This is a genomic window from Nocardia sp. CA-135953 (assembly GCF_050955735.1).
GTDB lineage: Bacteria > Actinomycetota > Actinomycetes > Mycobacteriales > Mycobacteriaceae > Nocardia.
This window is the reverse complement of sequence record NZ_CP192082.1, coordinates 6,026,103-6,045,598: the sequence shown is the minus strand read 5'-3', so window position 1 is coordinate 6,045,598 and position 19,496 is coordinate 6,026,103. Positions and strand designations below refer to the sequence as shown.

At 65.4% G+C, this 19,496-nt stretch carries 21 protein-coding genes; 14 read left to right on the top strand and 7 right to left on the bottom strand.

All coding sequences use genetic code 11. From position 1 onward, the window contains the following. Positions 1–3 precede the first annotated feature (3 nt). Both ACQPXH_RS27700 and ACQPXH_RS27695 read right to left on the bottom strand, forming a co-directional pair. Positions 4–420, bottom strand: a complete 417-nt coding sequence (locus ACQPXH_RS27700; RefSeq protein WP_433599407.1) for a hypothetical protein — start codon at positions 418–420, stop codon at positions 4–6. A gap of 388 nt (positions 421–808) precedes the next feature. Next, a complete protein-coding gene (locus ACQPXH_RS27695; RefSeq protein ID WP_433599406.1) occupies positions 809–2,527 on the bottom strand; it encodes an MFS transporter in 1,719 nt (572 codons plus the stop codon). A 124-nt stretch (positions 2,528–2,651) separates the two neighbouring features. Here ACQPXH_RS27695 and ACQPXH_RS27690 point away from each other — a divergent pair, with 124 nt between their 5' ends. Next, a complete protein-coding gene (locus tag ACQPXH_RS27690; protein WP_433599405.1) occupies positions 2,652–3,539 on the top strand; it encodes a sigma-70 family RNA polymerase sigma factor in 888 nt (295 codons plus the stop codon). A gap of 534 nt (positions 3,540–4,073) precedes the next feature. Here the strand turns inward: ACQPXH_RS27690 and ACQPXH_RS27685 are convergent. The 3 genes from ACQPXH_RS27685 to ACQPXH_RS27675 all read right to left on the bottom strand — a co-directional run bounded on the left by ACQPXH_RS27685 (position 4,074) and on the right by ACQPXH_RS27675 (position 6,744). Then, positions 4,074–4,430 carry a hypothetical protein gene (locus ACQPXH_RS27685; RefSeq protein WP_433599404.1) on the bottom strand — a complete coding sequence of 119 codons (357 nt, stop codon included), beginning with the start codon at positions 4,428–4,430 and terminating at the stop codon, positions 4,074–4,076. Between the two features lie 140 nt (positions 4,431–4,570). After that, positions 4,571–5,701: a MerR family transcriptional regulator gene (locus ACQPXH_RS27680; RefSeq protein WP_433599403.1), complete on the bottom strand. Its 1,131-nt coding sequence runs from the start codon at positions 5,699–5,701 to the stop codon at positions 4,571–4,573. Between the two features lie 44 nt (positions 5,702–5,745). Beyond that, a complete protein-coding gene (locus ACQPXH_RS27675) occupies positions 5,746–6,744 on the bottom strand; it encodes a cation diffusion facilitator family transporter (protein WP_433603599.1) in 999 nt (332 codons plus the stop codon). 110 nt (positions 6,745–6,854) lie between these two features. Between ACQPXH_RS27675 and ACQPXH_RS27670 the strand changes: the two genes are divergently transcribed. The 4 genes from ACQPXH_RS27670 (at position 6,855) to ACQPXH_RS27655 (ending at position 10,069) form a co-directional block, all read left to right on the top strand. Next, complete coding sequence (locus ACQPXH_RS27670; RefSeq protein ID WP_433599402.1) at positions 6,855–7,835, top strand: SAM-dependent methyltransferase; 981 nt, start codon at positions 6,855–6,857, stop codon at positions 7,833–7,835. A gap of 45 nt (positions 7,836–7,880) precedes the next feature. After that, positions 7,881–9,140 carry a diguanylate cyclase domain-containing protein gene (locus ACQPXH_RS27665; RefSeq protein ID WP_433599401.1) on the top strand — a complete coding sequence of 420 codons (1,260 nt, stop codon included), beginning with the start codon at positions 7,881–7,883 and terminating at the stop codon, positions 9,138–9,140. 19 nt (positions 9,141–9,159) lie between these two features. Next, the gene (locus ACQPXH_RS27660) at positions 9,160–9,393 is read left to right on the top strand and encodes a hypothetical protein (protein ID WP_433599400.1); all 234 of its coding nucleotides are present in this window, start codon (positions 9,160–9,162) and stop codon (positions 9,391–9,393) included. A 175-nt stretch (positions 9,394–9,568) separates the two neighbouring features. Continuing rightward, positions 9,569–10,069, top strand: a complete 501-nt coding sequence (locus ACQPXH_RS27655) for a CGNR zinc finger domain-containing protein (RefSeq protein WP_433599399.1) — start codon at positions 9,569–9,571, stop codon at positions 10,067–10,069. 188 nt (positions 10,070–10,257) lie between these two features. Here ACQPXH_RS27655 and ACQPXH_RS27650 read toward each other — a convergent pair whose 3' ends face one another. Next, on the bottom strand, positions 10,258–10,983 hold the full coding sequence (locus ACQPXH_RS27650; protein ID WP_433599398.1) for a dihydrofolate reductase family protein: 726 nt from the start codon (positions 10,981–10,983) through the stop codon (positions 10,258–10,260). A 162-nt stretch (positions 10,984–11,145) separates the two neighbouring features. After that, the gene (locus ACQPXH_RS27645) at positions 11,146–11,628 is read right to left on the bottom strand and encodes a VOC family protein (protein ID WP_433599397.1); all 483 of its coding nucleotides are present in this window, start codon (positions 11,626–11,628) and stop codon (positions 11,146–11,148) included. Positions 11,629–11,862: 234 nt separating this feature from the next. Between ACQPXH_RS27645 and ACQPXH_RS27640 the strand changes: the two genes are divergently transcribed. The 9 genes from ACQPXH_RS27640 to ACQPXH_RS27600 all read left to right on the top strand — a co-directional run bounded on the left by ACQPXH_RS27640 (position 11,863) and on the right by ACQPXH_RS27600 (position 19,496). Then, positions 11,863–12,945, top strand: coding sequence for a sugar ABC transporter substrate-binding protein (locus tag ACQPXH_RS27640; RefSeq protein WP_433599396.1), 1,083 nt, complete (start codon positions 11,863–11,865; stop codon positions 12,943–12,945). A gap of 75 nt (positions 12,946–13,020) precedes the next feature. Continuing rightward, positions 13,021–13,791: an ATP-binding cassette domain-containing protein gene (locus tag ACQPXH_RS27635; RefSeq protein WP_433599395.1), complete on the top strand. Its 771-nt coding sequence runs from the start codon at positions 13,021–13,023 to the stop codon at positions 13,789–13,791. Continuing rightward, positions 13,788–15,029: a sugar ABC transporter permease gene (locus ACQPXH_RS27630; RefSeq protein ID WP_433599394.1), complete on the top strand. Its 1,242-nt coding sequence runs from the start codon at positions 13,788–13,790 to the stop codon at positions 15,027–15,029. The genes ACQPXH_RS27635 and ACQPXH_RS27630 overlap by 4 nt, the downstream gene beginning before the upstream one ends. Before the next feature lie 62 nt (positions 15,030–15,091). Continuing rightward, a complete protein-coding gene (locus ACQPXH_RS27625; protein WP_433599393.1) occupies positions 15,092–16,285 on the top strand; it encodes an ROK family protein in 1,194 nt (397 codons plus the stop codon). 342 nt (positions 16,286–16,627) lie between these two features. Beyond that, positions 16,628–17,005, top strand: coding sequence for an Rv3235 family protein (locus tag ACQPXH_RS27620; protein ID WP_433599392.1), 378 nt, complete (start codon positions 16,628–16,630; stop codon positions 17,003–17,005). Positions 17,006–17,045: 40 nt separating this feature from the next. Continuing rightward, entirely contained in the window at positions 17,046–17,630 is a 585-nt protein-coding gene (locus tag ACQPXH_RS27615; protein WP_433599391.1) for an LLM class flavin-dependent oxidoreductase, read from the top strand. A gap of 107 nt (positions 17,631–17,737) precedes the next feature. Beyond that, a complete protein-coding gene (locus ACQPXH_RS27610) occupies positions 17,738–18,961 on the top strand; it encodes an FAD-dependent monooxygenase (RefSeq protein ID WP_433599390.1) in 1,224 nt (407 codons plus the stop codon). 126 nt (positions 18,962–19,087) lie between these two features. Beyond that, positions 19,088–19,306 carry a hypothetical protein gene (locus tag ACQPXH_RS27605; RefSeq protein WP_433599389.1) on the top strand — a complete coding sequence of 73 codons (219 nt, stop codon included), beginning with the start codon at positions 19,088–19,090 and terminating at the stop codon, positions 19,304–19,306. Continuing rightward, a complete protein-coding gene (locus tag ACQPXH_RS27600; protein WP_433599388.1) occupies positions 19,281–19,496 on the top strand; it encodes a hypothetical protein in 216 nt (71 codons plus the stop codon). The genes ACQPXH_RS27605 and ACQPXH_RS27600 overlap by 26 nt, the downstream gene beginning before the upstream one ends.

Genomic DNA, 19,496 nt, shown 5'->3' with positions numbered 1-19,496 from the left:
AACTCACACCGCCCGTTCGGAAATCGTGACCTGTGCGCGTGGGTCTTCAGCGCGAATCGCCTCAGCAACAGCATTCATGAACTTGCGGTAGATGCTGTACCCATTCATGGTCTTCGGTGAGAGCGGGATGAACATATACGTCTGCTGTGTCGTTTTGTAGGTGTCGATGCAACTGCGTCCCGAGGATCCGTATGCGGTGTCAGCGATCGCGATATGAAAGGTGATCAGCTCGTAGAAGCCCGACAAACTCCGCACGGAAAAGTTCGTTCTTCCGCGTTCGGCGCCTTCGAAACGCACCGAGCCGACGCCGAGCATTCTGGTCGTGTCGCCGACTTGCTTGGTGATTTCGGCGAATCGATCCGCCGAGAGCAGAGTAGAGATGGCGAAATGGGAATCCGCGTACTTGTGCCTACGGGGCATGGTGACTCCTGGGCTGTTGACGTCGGGAACGTTGAATCATTCAGTGCCGCAAGGGGAGCGGGCGACACCGCGGTCACAATTCTGGCAGTCCGGAGTGGTCTGCCGCTGTAGTCTGTTCGGCCTACATCCGCGCACATCTACGGCGTGGCAGTGTCGCGGGACAGGTCGTCGAGGCGGGGCGCGAATCGGTGCCATCGGCGATTCCGGCAATTCCAGCGAACCGCACCTGCACATTCATGCCGAACGCGACGGGGCGCCGCGCCGCCTGGTTTCCAGAGGATGCGTCGACGCTTCCCCCGTGGCGCGATCATCACCTGGGTTCACCGGCGTAGTGCTGCCACCAGTCGCGCCGGAACGTCGCTCGTAGTACTCGTCCAGCATCGGCCGGCTAGTGCACGGCATCCGGTGCAAGAGAATCCACGCCGGGCCGATCGGTTTCGGGTTCTGCGGTCAATCGGCGCGGGAGTGCGAACACACCTGCCGCGACGGCGACGAGAATGCCGATGGCCCACCACAGTGTTCGCGCGAACGTGTGAGACATGTTGTGCGCGTTGGCTGCTAGCCCCGCCTTGGTCAGCGCTTGCTGCAACGGCTCGGAGAACGGCTGTCCGGGTGCGGGTCGGCAGCTGGATGGAATGGCGGTGGGGTCGGTGGCGGCCGAGCGATCGTGTACGCAGGCGCGGAACTGGGTCAGTATCTGGTCTCGGGCGGTGGCCGGGATGTTCAGATCGGTGAGTTGCTGTTGGAGGGCAGGGATGGCCGCGGTGGTGCCGTGGGCAGAGGTGTTGTCGATCTGGGTGAAGAAGAAGACTCCGGCCAGCGCGACACCGAGCGCCATGCCGACCTGCTGGATGGTCGACAACTGTCCGGAGGCGGACCCGGCATCGTGGCCGGGAACCCCGGACAAGATCAGATCGACGGTCGGGGCGACGAAGAGTCCGAACCCGAAGCCGCTGATCGCGAGCGGTACGAACATCTGCGTGGAGGTGACGCCGGGGCCGTAGTGCGCGGCCAGATAGAGGTACAGCCCGAACCCTGCGGCATTGATCATCGCGCCCGCGAGCAGAACCATGCGCCCATAGCGCGGCACGAACACCTCCACACTGGTTCCCGCCCCCGCGGCGGCGGCAATCGCGAACGGTGCCGCACTCAGCCCGGCCCGCAGCGGCGTCCAGCCGAGTCCCGCCTGCAGATACAGCGTCCACACCAGGAAGTAGCCGCCGAGGGCGATCCAGAACAACAACCACACCGCCATACCGGTACTGAATGTGCGCTCCCTGAACAGATTCAGCACCACCAGCGGCGAACCGACCGTTTCGCTTCGGCGTCGCTCATAGGCGACGAATACCGCGAGGACGAGCACGGCGGCGGCCATCAGCACGAAGGTCCAGACCGGCCAGCCGAGGGCTCGTCCCTCGGTCAGCGGATACGCCAACAGCAGTACCGCCCCGATCGCGAGCACGGTGCCGATCGGATCCAATCGATCCGCCGTGGCCGAGCGGGACTGTCGCACCAGCACCATCGCCGCGGGAATCGCGAGCACCCCGACGGGCACATTGACCAGGAAGATCGGCCGCCATGCCCAGCCGAAAAGGTTGGCCTGCACCAGGATTCCGCCCACGATCAACCCGGCCACCGATGCCGAACCGAGCACACCGCCCCAGATGCCGAGCACCTTCCCGCGCTCGGCGGCGGGGAACGATACGTGCATGATCGCCAGGATCTGCGGGATCATCAGCCCCGCCGTCGCGCCCTGGACTATCCGCGCGGCGATCAGCCACGCGGGGCCCGGCGCGATTCCACATGCCAGCGATGCGAGCGTGAAAAGGGTCAGGCCGACGAGCAGGATGGTCTTGCGCCCGATCAGGTCGCCGAGCCGGCCGCCGGTGATCAGCATGGCCGCGAATCCGAGCAGATAACCCGACACCACCCACTCCAGATCCGCGTAGGGTGCGTTCAGATCGTTTTGGATCGTCGGCAGCGCCACATTCACGATCGTCACATCGAGTAGGTCCATGAACCCGGCCACCAGCAATACCACCAGTGCGAGCCAGCGTCGCCGGTCCGGTGTCGGCTCCAGCGTGCGCAGTTCAGATGTCTCGCGCATCAGCTCGTCCTCCTCTCCGAGGTGGATCCGCGGGCGTGTCATGTCACCGCGGTTTCGGCCGTCATCGATATGACGGAGCACGACCCATCGACATGACGGACCAATCGGACGAAGGAGAGCGCCGATGACCGACGAGACCCAGTGGCTAGCGCAGCGCTTCGAGGACCACCGCGCCCACCTCGGCGCGGTCGCCTACCGCATGCTCGGGTCGGCCGACGAGGCCGACGACGCGGTCCAACAGGCGTGGCTGCGCCTGGACCGCGCCGACACCGCAGGCGTGCGCAACCTGCGGAGCTGGTTGACCGCAGTCGTCGCTCACATCTGCCTGGATATGTTGCGCGCCCGCAAGGCCCGCCGTGAAGACCCGGTCGGCGCGCTACCGACCGAGTTGCCGGCCATCCCCGCGGACAGCGTGAATCCGGAAGAAGAGGCGGTGCTGGCCGACTCGGTCGGGCTCGCATTACTGGTCGTGCTCGACACCCTTACTCCCGCTGAGCGGCTGACTTTCGTGCTGCACGACCTCTTCGATCTGCCATACGCCGAACTCGCGCCCATCCTCGGCCGCACCCCCGCCGCGGCCGCGCAACTGGCCGCCCGCGCCCGCCGCCGCGTCCGTGGCGCACCTGTGGCCGAGACCGACCGCATCGCCGATGAACGTGTGGTCGTCGACGCCTTCTTGCAGGCCGCCCGCACCGGTGACTTCGACGCACTGATAGCTGTACTCGACCCGGACGTCGAACTGCACGCCGACGCCGTCGCCGCCCCCGGCGGACACCCGATCCGCATGAGCGGCGCCCGCCGCGTGGCCTCCAGCGCCCTGATGTTCTCCAGCCAGGCCCCCTACACCCGCCCCGCCCTCATCGATGGCCACATGGGCCTGGTCGTCGCCCCCAGCGGAAACCTGAACCTCCTCCTGGCCTTCACCATCACCGACCAACGGATAACCACCATCGACATCATCGCCGACCCGGACCGCATCGCCGACATGTCTCTCGCCGTTCCCGATGAGTAACGTCCACCTGTTGTCGAATGCCACGATCTCATCGAATCCAGGTCGATACTCGTCGGTCGTATCGACCTCGGTCGTCGGCACACCCAGCGATAGGCAGTCGAACGCGCCGTGGACATCGGATGCATCTGTGTCGGGACCGGAATGCGCTCGCCGCAAAGGGTTTTCGCGCTTCCGCCGATGAATTCGCGCCATCGCGATGGCAGGTTCGACCTCGCAGTGCACCACCCGCATAGTGGCCAGACCACCTAGCGGCTCGAGCCCCGGACGCCACAGGCGATCCTGAAATGCCGCCTCCGCCACTACTGTGACACCCGCTCGCAACAACAACTCCAGCACACCGAAGAACGTCGGCAGTGCAAGCAGACTCGACTCGCCGCCGGGCTCTGCCGCGAAATCCGGCCGTCACCATGCCTTCCTTGATTTCGTCCAGCTCCAGTCCAGGCGGGAAGATCAGCTACGACTCGCACAACAGCGCGCTCACTTCTGTGCTGAAAGTGACGACAGGTAGTTGTCACTGCGGGCCCGCCGAGCGTGTCACCGTTCTCGCGCATTTGGCGCGGAGGTCCGTCGAGCGGTCGTCCGCGTCCGAATCGCTTCGGCGACTTCATAAATCGCGATGCGAATCATTGCCCCATAGCCATCGTCGCCGAGCGCATCCACACACTCTCGCGCCGCGTCGATCTCGCATTGCGCCGCATCGAATGAACCGAGCCGCCGATAGTTGTCCGCCAGATTCAAATGCAGCGACGGGTAAAAGCCCCGCACATCCAAATTCGCATCATGCTGATGCAACCGCTCATCGGTCAGACTGTCCGCAGCGTCCAGCGCCCGGACATCCCAGCAAAGCGCCTGTGCCGCATCGTCATACAGATCCGCGAGATAGTGCGCCAACGTGCACCGATGCAATGGATCACCCTGCGGACCGAGCGCCGCCCATATCCCGAGCAACGCCTCCCGCGCGGTCTCCGGGGAGCCTGTTCGTCCGAGCTCGACCGCCTGGGTAATGGAGGCCATGGTGTCCGTAGCGGCATTCATGCGCCGTACTCCTTCGAATTCGGTATAGCAGTCGGCATAATGAGCGTGGTCAGTTCACCGTCCGTCGCGGAGCGAACGACCACGGGTGCGTCGGCCGCAGTGATATCGAGCATGATTTCCGGACCGAGCGCACTCACCAATGCGGGCCGTAATGTCGTGGGGGAGAAGGCAAGTTCGATACTCGGACCGGTAACGGTTGCCGGAATGTGCAGGCGCGCAAGTGGGTCGGTATACCGAGGTGAGCTGGGTGACCCCGGTGAACGGGGTGACCTGGGAGAGCTGGGTCTGAGTTGCCCATTGCAGGTCGCCAAAAGCCCAGACTGATCGACGGTGAAGACAATGGGGGCCGCACCGCCCGCCTCGAGCACTGCGAGCAACGTATCCCGCCCCACCACCACCCGCGTCCGAACGGCGCCCAGCCCCGCCAACATCGTTCGATAATCCGGGAACGCTTCATCGATGGTCCCGCACTCATGCTCGGAATCGTCACCGGCCAGAACGAGCCCTTCGTCCGAAGCGCGTACGGTGACCTCATCCAATCCCCGCAGCCAGGAACCGATTCCACCCAACTCACCCGCATCGACAACCACCGACCAAGCCCCACGACTCGGCCGCACCGGCACCACCGCCCGGGTCGAAAGCCGATACCGATCCGTTGCCGTCAACGTAACCGAATCCGCATCCGACTCCACCAAAACCCCAGCCAACACCGGTATTTCACGATCCGACGCCGCAGCCGAGCGCACCTGCTCGATGGCCGCCGCCAACACCGCCGCGGACAACACCACGCCTGCCCCGAACTCCTCCTTGATCACCCGCGCAACCGCGGCAGCCTCTCGAGCCCGCTGCGCAAGCTCCGCCACATGCTCATCGAGCAACCGCCCCGTCCGTGCCGCGTCCCCGTTCAAAATCTCCGAAACAACCTCCAGCGGCACCCCGATTCCCCGCAGCCGCCGAATCAGCACCCCGCGCTCGACCTGCGCCTCGCCGTAGTACCTATATCCGGTCACCGCATCCACCCGAACCGGAACCAGCAACCCGCAATCGTCATAGAACCGCAATGCACTGGCTGTGAGCCCACAGGCCCGCGCCAACCCGCCGATCGTGATCAAACCATCGCCCGCCACCCGCTCATCATGGAGTCTCAGGTAGCTCGAAGGTCAAGCGCCGGTCAGGTCCGGTGCACCGGCCCGTGCGCCTCCACGCAGTGCGTATCGTCGGCGGCAACCGTCAGTTCCGACGAGTGATCCACCTGCAAAGTCGTATGTTCCAACCCGAATTCGTCGTGCAGCACGGTCTCGATCCTCGATCGAATCGCATGGCAGTCGGCAGCGTTGTCGACGAGGATATGCGCCGACAGCGACGGCTGTCCGGATGTGATCTGCCAGACGTGCAGGTCGTGGACCTCGGTCACCTGCTCGAGGGCGACAATGCGCGCTCCGATGGCGTCGGGATCGAGATGGGCGGGCGCGGCCTCGAGGAAGATCCGCCCTGAATCCCGGACCAGGGACCAGCCCGCCTTGATCATCAACGCCGCGACGACCAGTGCCGCGATCGCATCGGCACGGGCGAATCCGGCCAACCACACCACCGCGCCAGCGATGGCGGTTCCGATGAAGGCGTAGAGGTCGTTGAGGATGTGCTGGAACGCGCCCTCGACATTCAGGCTGGTCCGGTTGGCGCGGCTGATGCTCCACGCCGCCGCGATATTGACCACGATCCCGACCAGCGCCGTGATCAACACCAGCGGCCCTTCGACATCCGGTGGATTGATCAGCCGATTGATGCCCTCGTACACGAACCACGCCGCGAGCAGCAGCAAGGTAATCCCATTGGCCTGCGCCGAAAGGATCTCGACCCGCTTGAATCCGTAGGTGTATCGCCCCTGCGCCGGACGTCGAGCCAACCGGATCGCGATCATCGCGAGCACGATCGAGGCGGCATCGGTGAGCATGTGCGCGGCATCGGAGATCAGCGCGAGCGATTGCGCGAGCAGGCCGACGACTACCTCGGCCACCATGAACGCGACGATCAAACCGAGCGCGATGGCAAGCCAGCGCGGATTCGAATCCGCCGAGACGCCGTGGCTGTGGCCCTGTTTGTCCGAATGGCCGGACTGTGCGTGGTCATGCGAGTGGTCATGATCGATGTGTTCAGCCGCGCTGACCATCACTGCGGACCGCTTCGGCGACACGCACTGCTCGCCCATAGTCGAACGCTCCTTCCAGTTGATATCGCTGCCGTTCGTCAGCGTAGCGGATCTTGCACTCATGCGCATGTATGAATATGGATCAGCTCTGGAAGAACCAGATCAACAGTGGCGAATTCGTGATCATTCGGACCGACCGGCCCGACTACTATTGCGGACTGCACCATTCGGTGATCAACAACGCGGTATCCGGCGGTGCGGATCGGGATGCTTGGTCCGATGGTGAATGCAGAGGGGTTGCGATGGACAGGCCGGCGTGGGCGCCCGAGGGCGTGGATCTGCAACAGGCGAGTCCCGCACGGATGTATGACGCCTTGCTGGGCGGTTCACACAACTTCGAGATCGATCGCAAGGCCGCCGAGGCCGGCAAACAGCTGGTGCCCGACCTGCCCCGCCTGGCGCTGAGCAACCGGGCTTTTCTGCGCCGCGCGGTCCGCTTCCTGGCCGACCAGGGCGTGCGTCAGTTCCTCGATATCGGTTCGGGCATTCCGACCGCGGGCAATGTGCACGAGGTCGCGCAGTCGGTTGATCCGGAGATTCGCGTGCTCTACGCCGATATCGATCCGGTCGCGGTCGCCCACGCCCGCGCGATCCTGATGGACAACGACAACGCCGCGGCCATCGAAGCGGACCTGCGCAAGCCCGACGAGCTGCTCGCCCGAGTCCGCGCGACCGGCCTCATCGATTTCGCACAACCGGTCGGAGTGTTGCTGGTGGCGGTGCTGCACCTGCTATCCGACGAGGAGCGGCCGGTCGAGAAGGTTGCCGCCCTGCATGCGGCCGTCCGCGCCGGAAGCTACGTCGCGATCTCGCACCTGACATCGGAGTCGCGCCCCGAAGATGCCGGCAAGCTCGGACGCAATGCGGCCGATGTGACCCGCGTCGGCATCTACTTCCGTTCGAAGGACGGCATCTCCGCGATGTTCGACGAGTGGGAGCTGGTCGAACCCGGCGTCGTCGAACTACCCGCCTGGCGGCCGGAATCCGAGCGCGACCTATACGAGACGCCGGGCCGGTCGCTCGGCCTGGCGGGCGTCGGCCGGAAGGTTTGACCGGAGCCGTGGCAGGGGATCGGTGTGGGGACATATGAGCTGGCGATGCGATGGGCGGATGCGCTCGACGGTGCCGTCGCTCCGATCCTCACCCGAAGCCAAATCGAAACTCTGCTAGCGGAACTCGCCGATGTGCTGATCGCGGCTGTGCGCGGGACGCGGGAGGTCACGGTCGCGCAGGACGCCGCCGCGGTGCTCGTCGCGGCGAACTATCGTGACCAAATTGCCGTCAGCCGTTCAGTTCTGGTTATCTGCCGGGAGATCGTTCGTGAAATCTGCCCAACCGGAACCGAATCCGATTACGAGCCGGTTCGCGAGCGTGCGATAGTTGTCGCTGCCGAGTTCGCCGCGGGTTTCACCTCTGCGCTGCGGAACGCGGCGTTAGGGGAGCAGGAAACCACACTCGCAGCGGTGTTTTCGGCCGCGCAGGAGGCCGAGGTGCGAAGGCAATTGTCGGAGGCCAGGTTCGAAGCGGTCTTCGCGGGAGCATCGGTTGGGATCGGGACGGTCGACGTCACCGGTCGGGTACTGGAGGTGAACGCGGCCATGGCCGATATGCTCGGACTACCCGCGGCGATGATGCCGGGTCGGTCGGTCGCCGAATTGCTCGGTCCCGCGAATATCGGTGACGCATATGCCAATTTGGAGCACCTACTCAGCGGTCGGACCGACCGCTTCCGCCTCGAAACCGACCATCTCCGACGCGACGGCACCATCACCAGCATCGACCTGTCCATGTCCGCGGTCCGTGACAACAGTGGGCAGGTCCGCTTCCTGATCGGTGTCGCCGTCGACGTCACCGAACGTAAACAATTGGCCGACCAGCTGTGGCACGATGCCAACCACGACAGCCTGACCGGTCTGCCCAATCGTGTCCTCTTCTTCAATCGACTGGCCAATGCCATTCCGCCAGTTGGTGTTTGCTATCTGGACCTCGACGGGTTCAAGGAAGTGAACGATGTGTGGGGGCATACGGTAGGGGATCGGGTGCTGCGCGACGTTGCCCGACGTCTTCGTGAATCCGTCGAATCCGTCGGCGGATTGGTCGCGCGAATTGGCGGCGACGAGTTCATCGTGCTCGTCGAGAAGTGCACTGGCACAGAGCAATTGGAAACTATCTCCGCGCTGTTGCTCGACGGGCTCGGCACCCCGATACAGGTGGCCGGGCGGCCCGTGGTCGTAGGTGCAAGCATCGGAACGGTTTTCGCCGAAGACCGTCCCACCGACATCGACGAAATGATGCACGCCGTCGACACCGCGATGTACCGCAACAAAACCGCGGGAGGACGCAGGCTCCGGAAGTAGTTACCAACGGAAGGTCACGATGTTCGCGATATCCCTCGATGTGGACGGCGCCGAGCTGCGTCCGCTCGAACCGCGGCATCCACCGGGTGCAGTGGATGATCGCGTCGCCGAACCACGCCGGCATCGCCGTGGCGCGATGTTGGGAATGACCAAAGACGGTGTGCTGCGGGAGTTCTACCCACATCGGGGGCAGCGGTTCGATGTGGAGGTCTGGTCAGTGCTGGCTCCGGAGTGGCGGGCGGGCGTCGGCTAGGCCCATTGTGCTGGTCCCCGCCAGCGCCACCACCGATCCGTGCTCGCTGATCAGCCACCGCCCGCAGATGCAGCGCAGGTAGCTGGTCGTGCCGTGCGAGGAAACAAGAGTTGGGGACGACCAGGAGCAAGAAGGGCAGGTAGCGATCATGCATCCAGCCTGATGTAATGACTTAGTGCATTTCAACCCTTACGGGGGCGCGGCGGCCGAACTCGCCGCCCGCCTGGTGAACGCGAACCCGCGGCAAGACCTGCTGCAACTCCTCGCCGATTCCGGCTACAAGCCACTCGGCACCCTCGACACCAGGCAGACCGCCGAGTTGCGCCGCTGGGTAGTGCGTCTCGACGAGGTCTTCACCGAACCGGGCGTCGATCTGCTCAACGCATTACTGGCCGAGACCACCAGCCAGCCCTACATCTCCACCCACGACGGCCGCGCGCCCCACCTGCACTACGCCCGCGAGGACGCGCCCACTGATGAGCGCGTCAAGGCCTACACCGCGGCCGGACTCGCGGAGCTCTTCTGTGAGGATCGGGGCCGCATCGGACGCTGCGCTCGCGCGGGGTGCGGCATTGTCTTCGTCGACACCTCACGCAACGGCAAGCGCAGATACTGTTCCACCCGCTGTTCGACCCGCGTGCATGTCGCGGAGCACCGCACCCGTCGCTCCGCCTGATCTTGGGCGCGCTGCCGCGTCCAGCTAGCTTCTGAGGTCATCGAGATCCGTCGACCGTAGTCGAATGGCAGTACCGCTGGGTGTGTCGTGCCGCGTTTCGACTGCGTTCGGCGGGCGCCCCCGGAATGCCGGATCAGTCGCGGGGGAGCGCGCGAGTTGCTGTACCTATTGCACTGCCCCGCAGCCGGTTACATCTGGCCGTGGCGAACCGGGCCCGCTGGTTCGTAGGTGCCGAGGACGATGCCGAGATCGGTCAGGGTGAGGTCGACTGGGCGCATCGTCGCCGGGAGGATGCCGTCGTTGAACAAGCGGCGACCGGAGCCGAGCACCAGCGGAAACGTCATCAGGCGGAAGCGGTCGACGAGCTCGTGCTGCAACAGCGTCTGGAGCAGTTTGCCGCTTCCCCAGATCTGCAACTCGTCGCCGGGTTCGTCCTTCAGCGCTCGCACCGCGGCGACGATGTCACCCGTCAGGAGGCGAGCGGTGTCAGGGTGCTCGCCGCGCCACGTGGCATCGGTCTCGCTGAGCGAGTTGGACACGACGTATTTGGGCAGCGAGTTGATCGCGGTGGCGATGGGGTTGTCGGGTTCGGTCTGATCAGGCCAGTAGCCGCGGAAGATGTCGAACGTTCTGCGACCGAACAGGAACGCGCTGGCGTGGCTGTTTAGCTCGGTGACGAACTCGCCTACGGCCTGGTCCGGGAACGGGGCCTGCCAGCCGCCGTGGGTGAACGCGTCGCTGGGATCTTCCTCAGGCCCGCCGGGGGCCTGCATAACGCCGTCGAGGGTCAGGAATGTCTGAACGGTGAGCTTCATGTGACTGTAGACGGGGCGGGGCACCGATTCTGAGCGGTCTCCCGTCGAATCGCCGCCGACCGAGTCGCAGGCCGGGCAGTCGAAGCGGACGCGCGACACGACGGGGTCCCGCCGCCCCGGGTTTCATGGCGCGCAACATGGCTCGCGGTGTCGGCAGCTCCGATAGTGGGCCACTGGAATTGACTGTGAAGGAACGGGTTTCACTGGCGGTGAAACCGTGCTCGCTACACAACCCCCGGCATCGGCTCGGCCCAACCGGATTCACGATTTGTCGTTCAGCCGCGGTCGCTCGTAGCCGATCGGTGTGCCGTCCGGCCCGAATTCCAGGCCAGCGAAACCGATTGGGTAGGTCTCGGGTTCGTACAGAAAGCGAATCACCGTGCCGTCCGGATCGCTGATGTCGAGGGCCGCACCGTATGGCCCGCGGTCGTGGATCTCCCCGTGGGGTGCGCCCAGTTCATCGGCGCGCCGGATCAGCTCGGTGAAGGTCTCGAGGGAGTCGACTTCGAGGGCGAAGGCGTCGAAGTCGTTCAGGTGGGGGTGGCTCGCGCAGTAGGCGCGTTCGCGGAGGCCGATGTGGAGGTCGGCGTTGGGTTCCAGCAGGACTACGCCGCGGACGGCGTCGTCCTCGTAGAACTCGAAGACGGGTTCGAGGTCCAGGAGTTGGCGGTACCAGGCGACGCTCTTGGCGAGGTTGCCGACGGGGAGCTTTACCTGGCGGATCTTGTTGATTCCGAGCGACATCGGCGGGGTCCTCTGCGTCGACGGCGGTTGTGGTAACGCTACTCGGTGGGGTGGTGCGCGGTCTATCGATCGGGGCCGCGCCGCACTGTGGCCGGATTGTTATCGCGAACAACAAATATCTTTGCGAAACGGCTGTGCTTCGGGTCACAGTGCAATAAGTTGTGTCGAACAACATTCGCTCTTGCTCGACTGCCCGGTCTGATCGGGCGGTGGTTCGACGAAAGGCTCGCCCTCATGCGTAAGGGGATCCTCGGCATTGCGGCCGTATCGGTCGCGCTTCTCACCTCGCTCACTGCCTGCGGGGACGACAACAAGGACTCCGGGGGTGGGGGTGCCAAGATCGGGGTGATCCTGCCGGACAGCAAGACCTCCGCGCGGTGGGAGACGGCGGATCGGAAGTATCTGCAGGCGGCGTTCGACGCGGCGGGGATCAAGGCGGATATCCAGAACGCGCAGGGGGACAAGAACGCCTTCCAGACCATCGCGGATCAGATGATCACCAATGGCGCCTCGGTGCTGATGATCACCAACCTCGACAGCGGGACCGGCAAGGCCGTGATCCAGAAGGCGAAGTCGCAGGGTGTGACCGTAATCGATTACGACAGACTGACTCTCGGCGGCGGGGCGCCGTTCTATGTGTCGTTCGACAATGTAAAGGTCGGCAAGTTGATGGGAGACGGGCTGGCCAAGTGCCTCACCGATAAGAAGGCGGTCGATCCGATCGTCGCGTATCTGAACGGCGGACCCACCGACAATAACGCGACGCTGTTCAAGAACGGCTACGACAGCGCGCTGAAGCCGAAGTTCGATTCCGGTGAGTATGTGAAGGGGCCGGATCAGGCCGTGCCGGAGTGGGATAACACCAAGGCGGGCACCATCTTCGAGCAGATGCTCACCGGCACGCCGAATCTCGGCGGTGTGGTCGCGGCCAACGACGGGCTCGGCAATGCCGCGATCGCGGTGCTGAAGAAGCAGAAGCTGAACGGCCAGATCCCGGTGACCGGCCAGGATGCCACGGTCCAGGGCTTGCAGAACGTGCTCGCGGGCGATCAGTGCATGACCGTCTACAAGGCCATCAAGTTGGAGGCCGACGCCGGCGCGACGTTGGCGATCGCACTCGCGAAGGGGGAGAAGGGCGAGGCGAACAGCACCGTCGACGATCCCGAGGCGAAGGCGAAAGTGCCCGCGGTGCTGCTGGAGCCGAAGGCGATCTTCAAGGAGAACGTGAACGACGTCGTCGCGGACGGCTATGTCACCAAGGCCGAACTGTGCACCGGCGAATTCGCCAAGCTCTGCACGGATAACGGGGTCCGCTGATCGTGTTACCACGCCCCTTCCGCGATTCGATGAGGGGACCGCGGAAGGGGCGCCCCAACTTGAGGAGCTCCACCCATGCCGGATACCCCGGTCATCGAATTACGCGGGATAGAAAAGAGTTTCGGTCCCGTCCATGTCTTGCACGAAGTCGCGTTCGCCGCGTACTCGGGTGAGGTCACGGCGCTGGTCGGCGATAACGGCGCGGGCAAGTCCACCCTGGTCAAGTGCATCGGCGGCACCCATCCGATCGATTCGGGTGAATTCCTGTTCGAGGGCAAGCCGGTGCGTGTGCACAGTCCGCGGGACGCCGCCGATCTCGGGATCGAGATCGTGTACCAGGATCTCGCGCTCTGCGACAACCTCGACATCGTGCAGAACATGTTCCTCGGCCGGGAGCAGAAGCACGGCCTGGTCCTCGACGAATACGGGATGGAGGAACTGGCCGGAAAGACCTTGGCGGGCTTATCGGTTCGGACGGTGAAGTCGGTGCGACAGCAGGTGGCGAGCCTGTCCGGCGGTCAGCGCCAGACCGTCGCGATCGCGAAAGCCGTGCTGTGGAACAGCAAAGTGGTGATCCTGGACGAGCCGACGGCCGCGCTGGGTGTCGCTCAGACCCAGCAGGTGCTCGAGCTGGTTCGCCGACTCGCCGACAAAGGCCTTGCGGTGGTGTTGATTTCGCACAATATGAACGACGTTTTCGCGGTCTCGGATCGGATCGCCGCGCTGTATCTCGGCCGGATGGCGGCCCAGGTGCGCACCGCCGACGTGACGCACGCGCAGGTCGTCGAACTGATCACCGCCGGTCGCAGCGGAAGTCTCGGCCTCGGAAATGGAGCAAGCGTATGAGCGCCGTGGTTACGGATAAGTTCGAGGCCACGTCCTCGCCGGTGACCGAGCTGGTCAACTCGTATGTCGGACGGGTGCGCAGCGGGAATATGGGTGCGCTGCCATCGATTATCGCGCTGGCCGTGCTGTCGGTGGTGTTCTGGATCGCGCGACCGGTGTTCATGACGCAGGGCAATTTCGCGAATCTCCTGACCCAGGGCGCGGCCATTGCGGTGATCGCCATGGGACTGATCTTTGTTTTGCTGCTCGGCGAGATTGATCTGTCGGCCGGATTCGCAAGTGGCGTGTGTGCGGCGGTGCTCGCGGTATTGCTCACCGATAAGGGATGGCCCTGGTACGCGGCGGTGCTCGTCTCGCTGCTCACCGGCGTCGCGATCGGGCTGACCATCGGTACGATCGTGGTGAAGATCGGAATCCCTTCGTTCGTGGTGACATTGGCGGCGTTCCTGGCATTGCAGGGTGTCGCACTGAAGATCATGGACAACGGGCGCAATATCTCGATCCACGACGAGACGATCGTCGCGATCGCCAATAAGAATGTGCCGCCTTGGCTCGGCTGGATCATGTACGTGGTGCTGCTGGCCGGATTCGCGGTGATCCAATACCGGAAACTGCGGGCACGCACGAAACTCGGTCTCACCGGTGAGACCGCGCCGGTGATCGCACTGCGAATCGCGGCGGTCGCCGTGGTGGCGGGCGCCGCGGTGCTGATCCTCAATGACGAACGCAGCCGCAACCCGTCGATCAACTCGCTCGAGGGCATGCCGATCGTGGTGCCGTTGATAGTTGCGCTGCTACTGCTTTGGACATTCGTGCTCAACCGCACCTCGTTCGGCAGACATATCTACGCGGTCGGCGGCAGCGCGGAAGCGGCTCGGCGCGCGGGCATTCCGGTCGATCGGATAAAAATCTGTGCCTTCGTGCTGTGTTCGACGATGGCCGCGGTGGGCGGGCTGATCGCGGCGTCGCGGGCCAACTCCGTCGATCCGAATACCGGTGGCAGCGATGTGTTGCTGACCGCTGTCGGAGCGGCCGTGATCGGCGGTACGAGTCTGTTCGGCGGGCGCGGTCGGATGCTCGACGCGGTGCTCGGCGCGGCGGTGGTCGCGGTGATCAATAACGGAATGGGCCTGATGGGCTACAGCGCGGGCACCAAATTCGTTGTGACAGGATTCGTGCTGCTGTTGGCAGCGGGAGTGGATGCGCTCTCGCGCAAGCGTGCGTTGCCAGGAAGTTGACCGACTGACCATTTCGAGCGACCTGCAAACAGTCGCCAGCGACCGGGAGGAGGTTCGCCCGAATGAGAGCTGCACCTTCCCCGGACGAGATCCGGCGGCAGAACCTTGCCGTGCTGCTGCGGCACGTCCACTCCAGCGGACCCATATCGCGGGCGGCGCTCGCCGAGCGAATGGGGCTCAATCGCAGCACCATTCTGGCGCTGACCGCCGACCTCGCCGCGGCCGGTCTGGTCAGCGAGGAACTGCCCGGGCAGACGGGGAAGGCGGGGCGGCCGTCGCTGGTGGTGCGGCCCGAATCGGAGCGGGTCTACGGGTTGGCACTGGATGTCGGAGCGGACCGGCTCGCGGTGGCTCGAGTCGGCTTGGGTGGAGTGATTCTCGATCGGCGGGAAACGCGCCGTCCCAGTGGGGCATTCGACCCGACCGATGTGATCGGTGCGCTGGTCGACCTCGCGGAGAACATGATCCGCGGGTCCGGGCCCGAAACGGTGTGTGTGGGTGTGGGAGTCGCGTTCTGTGGGATGGTGCGCGAGGAGGACGGTGTCGTTCGGTACGGGCCGAATATCGGGTGGGTGGATGTGCCGGTCGGGGCGCTGCTTTCGGAGCGACTCGGGTTGCGCGTGGTGGTCGGCAATAATGCCAACCTCGGTGCGCTTGCCGAACGGGAGCGCGGTGTCGGCATCGGGGTCGCGGACATGATCTATCTGCACGGTGAGGTCGGTATCGGGGGCGGAATCATCATGGGCGGCAAGCTGCTCGGTGGTGAGGGCGGATATGGCGGCGAGGTCGGGCACATGATCGTGAATCCGGGTGGGCGGGCTTGCACGTGTGGGTCGCATGGCTGTTTGGAGGCCGAGGCGGGGGAGCTCGCGCTGATTGCGGCTGCCGGGCGGGCGGACCTCACCGGGCGGGCGGCGGTGGAGGCGATCGTGGATGCCGCTGCGCGCGGTGATGCCACTGCCCGAGATGCGTTGCACCGGGTGGGGGATTGGCTCGGGTACGGCGTTGCCAACCTGGTCAATATCTTCAATCCGACGATGGTTGTGTTCGGTGGGGTGCTTCGCGAGATCTACCTCGCCTCCGCCGCGCAGGTCCGCAGCAGGCTCGCGGTGAACGGTCTGCTCGCGGTGCGTGAGCGAGTTCGCTTGCGCACCTCTGCACTCGCCGACGACGCGCCCCTGGTCGGTGCCGCCGAACTGGCCTTCGCCGACGTCCTGACCGACCCGCTGCAAACTCTGGCCCGCATCTCCAACTGACCCGTATCACGATCAGGTGGAATCTGGGTAGGCATCGGTCGAGAACCCTCAACTACCAGTGCCGCCTGATCTTGATTGTTGACGCCAGGGCTTTACCTGCGGCGATATTCGTGGAATGCTGTCGCGGTCCGAGCTTGGGGGTAGTGGTTCGAACTCATTTGGGGGGTGCTTCATTTGGAGCGACATCCGTCGGGGCTTTCGTATGCGCCGAGGACTGAGCCGCCGTTGTTGCCGTACCGTCCGGCTGGGAGTCGCGCGGAATTCGAGGATCCGCCGCGTGCGTCGCCGTGCCGTACGCCGTTATCGCGGAACGATCAGACCGGACGATCCGGTCCGCCGGGTGTGCGGCGGGCGCTCGGTGCCGGGCATGCCGAGTTGCCGCCGGTCGTCGAATTGGATTCGACGGCACAGCAATTCGTCGAGCGTGCGCTGCGGCTGGCACTCGAGATACTCGACCACCGTCGCCCCGTCGCCCAACTCACCGCCATGGCAACGCCCGCAGTGGTCTCCGCGGTGCGCACCATAGTCCGAGCCGACCTCGCACCCGGCCGTGCACTCGGCGTAGCGGTGCTCCACCGCGCGGGCCTCATGATGGTCGACGCCTCGACCGCGGAAGTCTTCGCCACCTACGACCGCGGCCGCCAACACTTCGCCATAGCGGCACGCATCGCCCGCACCCGCTCGACAGACTGGCGGCTCACTGTTTTCCGGGTGCGGTAATTCCCGATGTGCGCCACGGTGGGGACTTTCGTTACGCATCGTGGCTCGGCCGATAAGACACAGAGGAATCCGGTCATGGCGAGACTTTCGATTCGGGGAGGTTGCCCCGCTCGGAACCGACCTGCCGACGTGGCGAGATCGCGTGCGCCGCATCGCCGATAGCGGCTATTCGACGCTGCTGGTGCCCGACTTCCCTCTCACACAACCGGCGCCGGGCCCCATGCCGGCGACTGTCGCGGCCCTTACCGACCTGCGCGTGGGCACCTGGGTGTATGCCTCTCCGTTGCGCCCGGCGTGGGAAGCGCAGTCGTTGTCGTTGCTGACCGAGGGGCGTTTCGAGTTCGGCAACGGCACCGGCAGACCGGGAATCGAGGACGAGCTACGCGACAAGGGACTGCCCGTGGTCCCGCCGAACGAGCGGCTGGCCCAGGTGCGTGAGACCGTCAAGAGGCTGCGAGATCTCGACGGCCCCGACCGTCGCACGCCTGTGGCGCTGGCCGTCCTGGGGCCGAAGGCGCGGGTGTTGGCGGCCGAGGTCGCGGACACGGTCACCTTCGCGCTGGGCGATCAGCCTCGGCGCGAAGTCGCGCGGCTGGCGCGAGTTCCGCACCAGCCGCACCGATGAATTCTGGGTGGATCCGTCGTCCATACCACTGGATACACCGACAGCGGTGGGTCAGAGCAGAAGCAATCGATCCGGACAGTGATCCGGCGGGTGAGTGGGAGGCAACAGTGAGCGGTACCAGAGTTTTGGTGGCGGGGGCGAGCATCGCGGGTCCCGCGCTTGCCCACTGGCTGCGCCGCCGGGGAGCCGAGGTGACCGTGGTGGAGCGGGCCCCCGAGCTGCGTCCGGGTGGGCAGGCGGTGGACGCGCGCGGGGTGACCAAGGAGGTCATCCGGCGCATGGGGCTGGACGCGGCGGTGCGCGCGGCTTGCACCCAGACCATCGGCGCGCACACCGTGGACGCGGACGGCAACGTGCTGGAGACCTTCCGCGTGGACGACGACGGCGGCGACGGATTCATCGCGGAGATCGAGATCCTGCGCGGTGACTTGTCGCAGGTGCTCTACGACGACACCCGCGACGGTGTCGAGTACATTTTCGGCGACCGGATCGCCGAACTCACCCAGGACGCCGACGGGGTCGACGTGGTTTTCGCAGGCGGCGACCGGCGACGCTTCGACCTGGTGATCGGAGCGGACGGGTTGCATTCGGCACTGCGCACAATGGTTTTCGGGCCGCACGAGCAGTTCGTCCGTCACCTCGGGCACGTGCTGGCCTTCTACAGTGTGCCCAACGAGTTCGGGCTGGACCGCTGGCTGATCGAGTACCAGGAGTCCGGGCGCTCGGCCGGGCTGCGGCCCATCCAGGACGCCACCCGGGCGATGGCCATGTTCTCCTTCCCGTCGGCCGACCTCGACGTCGACTACCGCGACATCGAGGCCCAGAAGCGCCTGCTGCGCGAGCGGATGACCGGCCTGGGCTGGTTGACCCCGGGCATCCTCGCGCACCTGGACGACACCCCGGACTTCTACCTCGACCAGGTTGCCCAGGTGGTGATGGACCGCTGGTCGAGCGGGCGGGTGGGGCTGCTCGGGGACGCGGCGTTCAGCTCGTCCCCGATGTCCGGGCAGGGCACCGGGCTGGCCCTGGTCGGCGCCTACCTGCTGGCCGGTGAGCTGGCCGCCGCCGGGTGGGACCCGGAGGCCGGGTTCACCGCCTACGAGGGCCGGATGCGCTCGTTCGTCGAGGCCAATCAGGAGATCGCCCAATTGAACGCCCGCAGCCGCGACGTCCCCGGGCCGGACGCCGAGCCGGGCCCTGATTTCACCGGAGCGTGGTTCGCCGAGCTGATCGAGCGCGCGATCAATGGCGTCGAACTGCCCGACTACGCAGGGGTGCCGGACTCCGGGACCCCGGTCGGACCGCCGATCGCCTCGTCGGCCAGGCCGTAGGTGTCACATAACGTGTCGAGCGGGACAACGCCTCGGTCGGCCACGGCCGGACTGCGTCCGCTCATACCGTGATCCGTGCCCTGGGCAACGGTCGCCGCGTGTTGCCCAGGGCGTTCGAGGCAGCGGATGATTTCGCGTTCGGACGGCCCGTCGATCGTATGTTCCCACCGACTGCCCGGTGTGCTCGGCGGCGAGTTCGGCGATGCGCCGCTCGATCCGGCCTGGCTGGGCGTCGCCGTGGTGCCACAGTGGCTGGCCGTCTCCCGGGTCGGTAAGTCCACGGCAGGCGCGGGTTGCGGGGCGGAACTACGCTGGCTGGATGATCGGCACGCGGCGCAGTTGTGACTTGGTGGCCGAGCGTTATGTCGATGAGCTCGGGGATGAGTTGCGGGGGAAGCCGTTGGATCGCGCGTTTTTGGAGGTGTTCGCCGAACTCACCGACGTGGGTGTGGTCGCGGATATTGGTTGCCGTGAACCGCACCGGGATAGCGAACATCCGAGCCGGCGCAGCTATCCGCTGGTCCAGCGCGTGTAG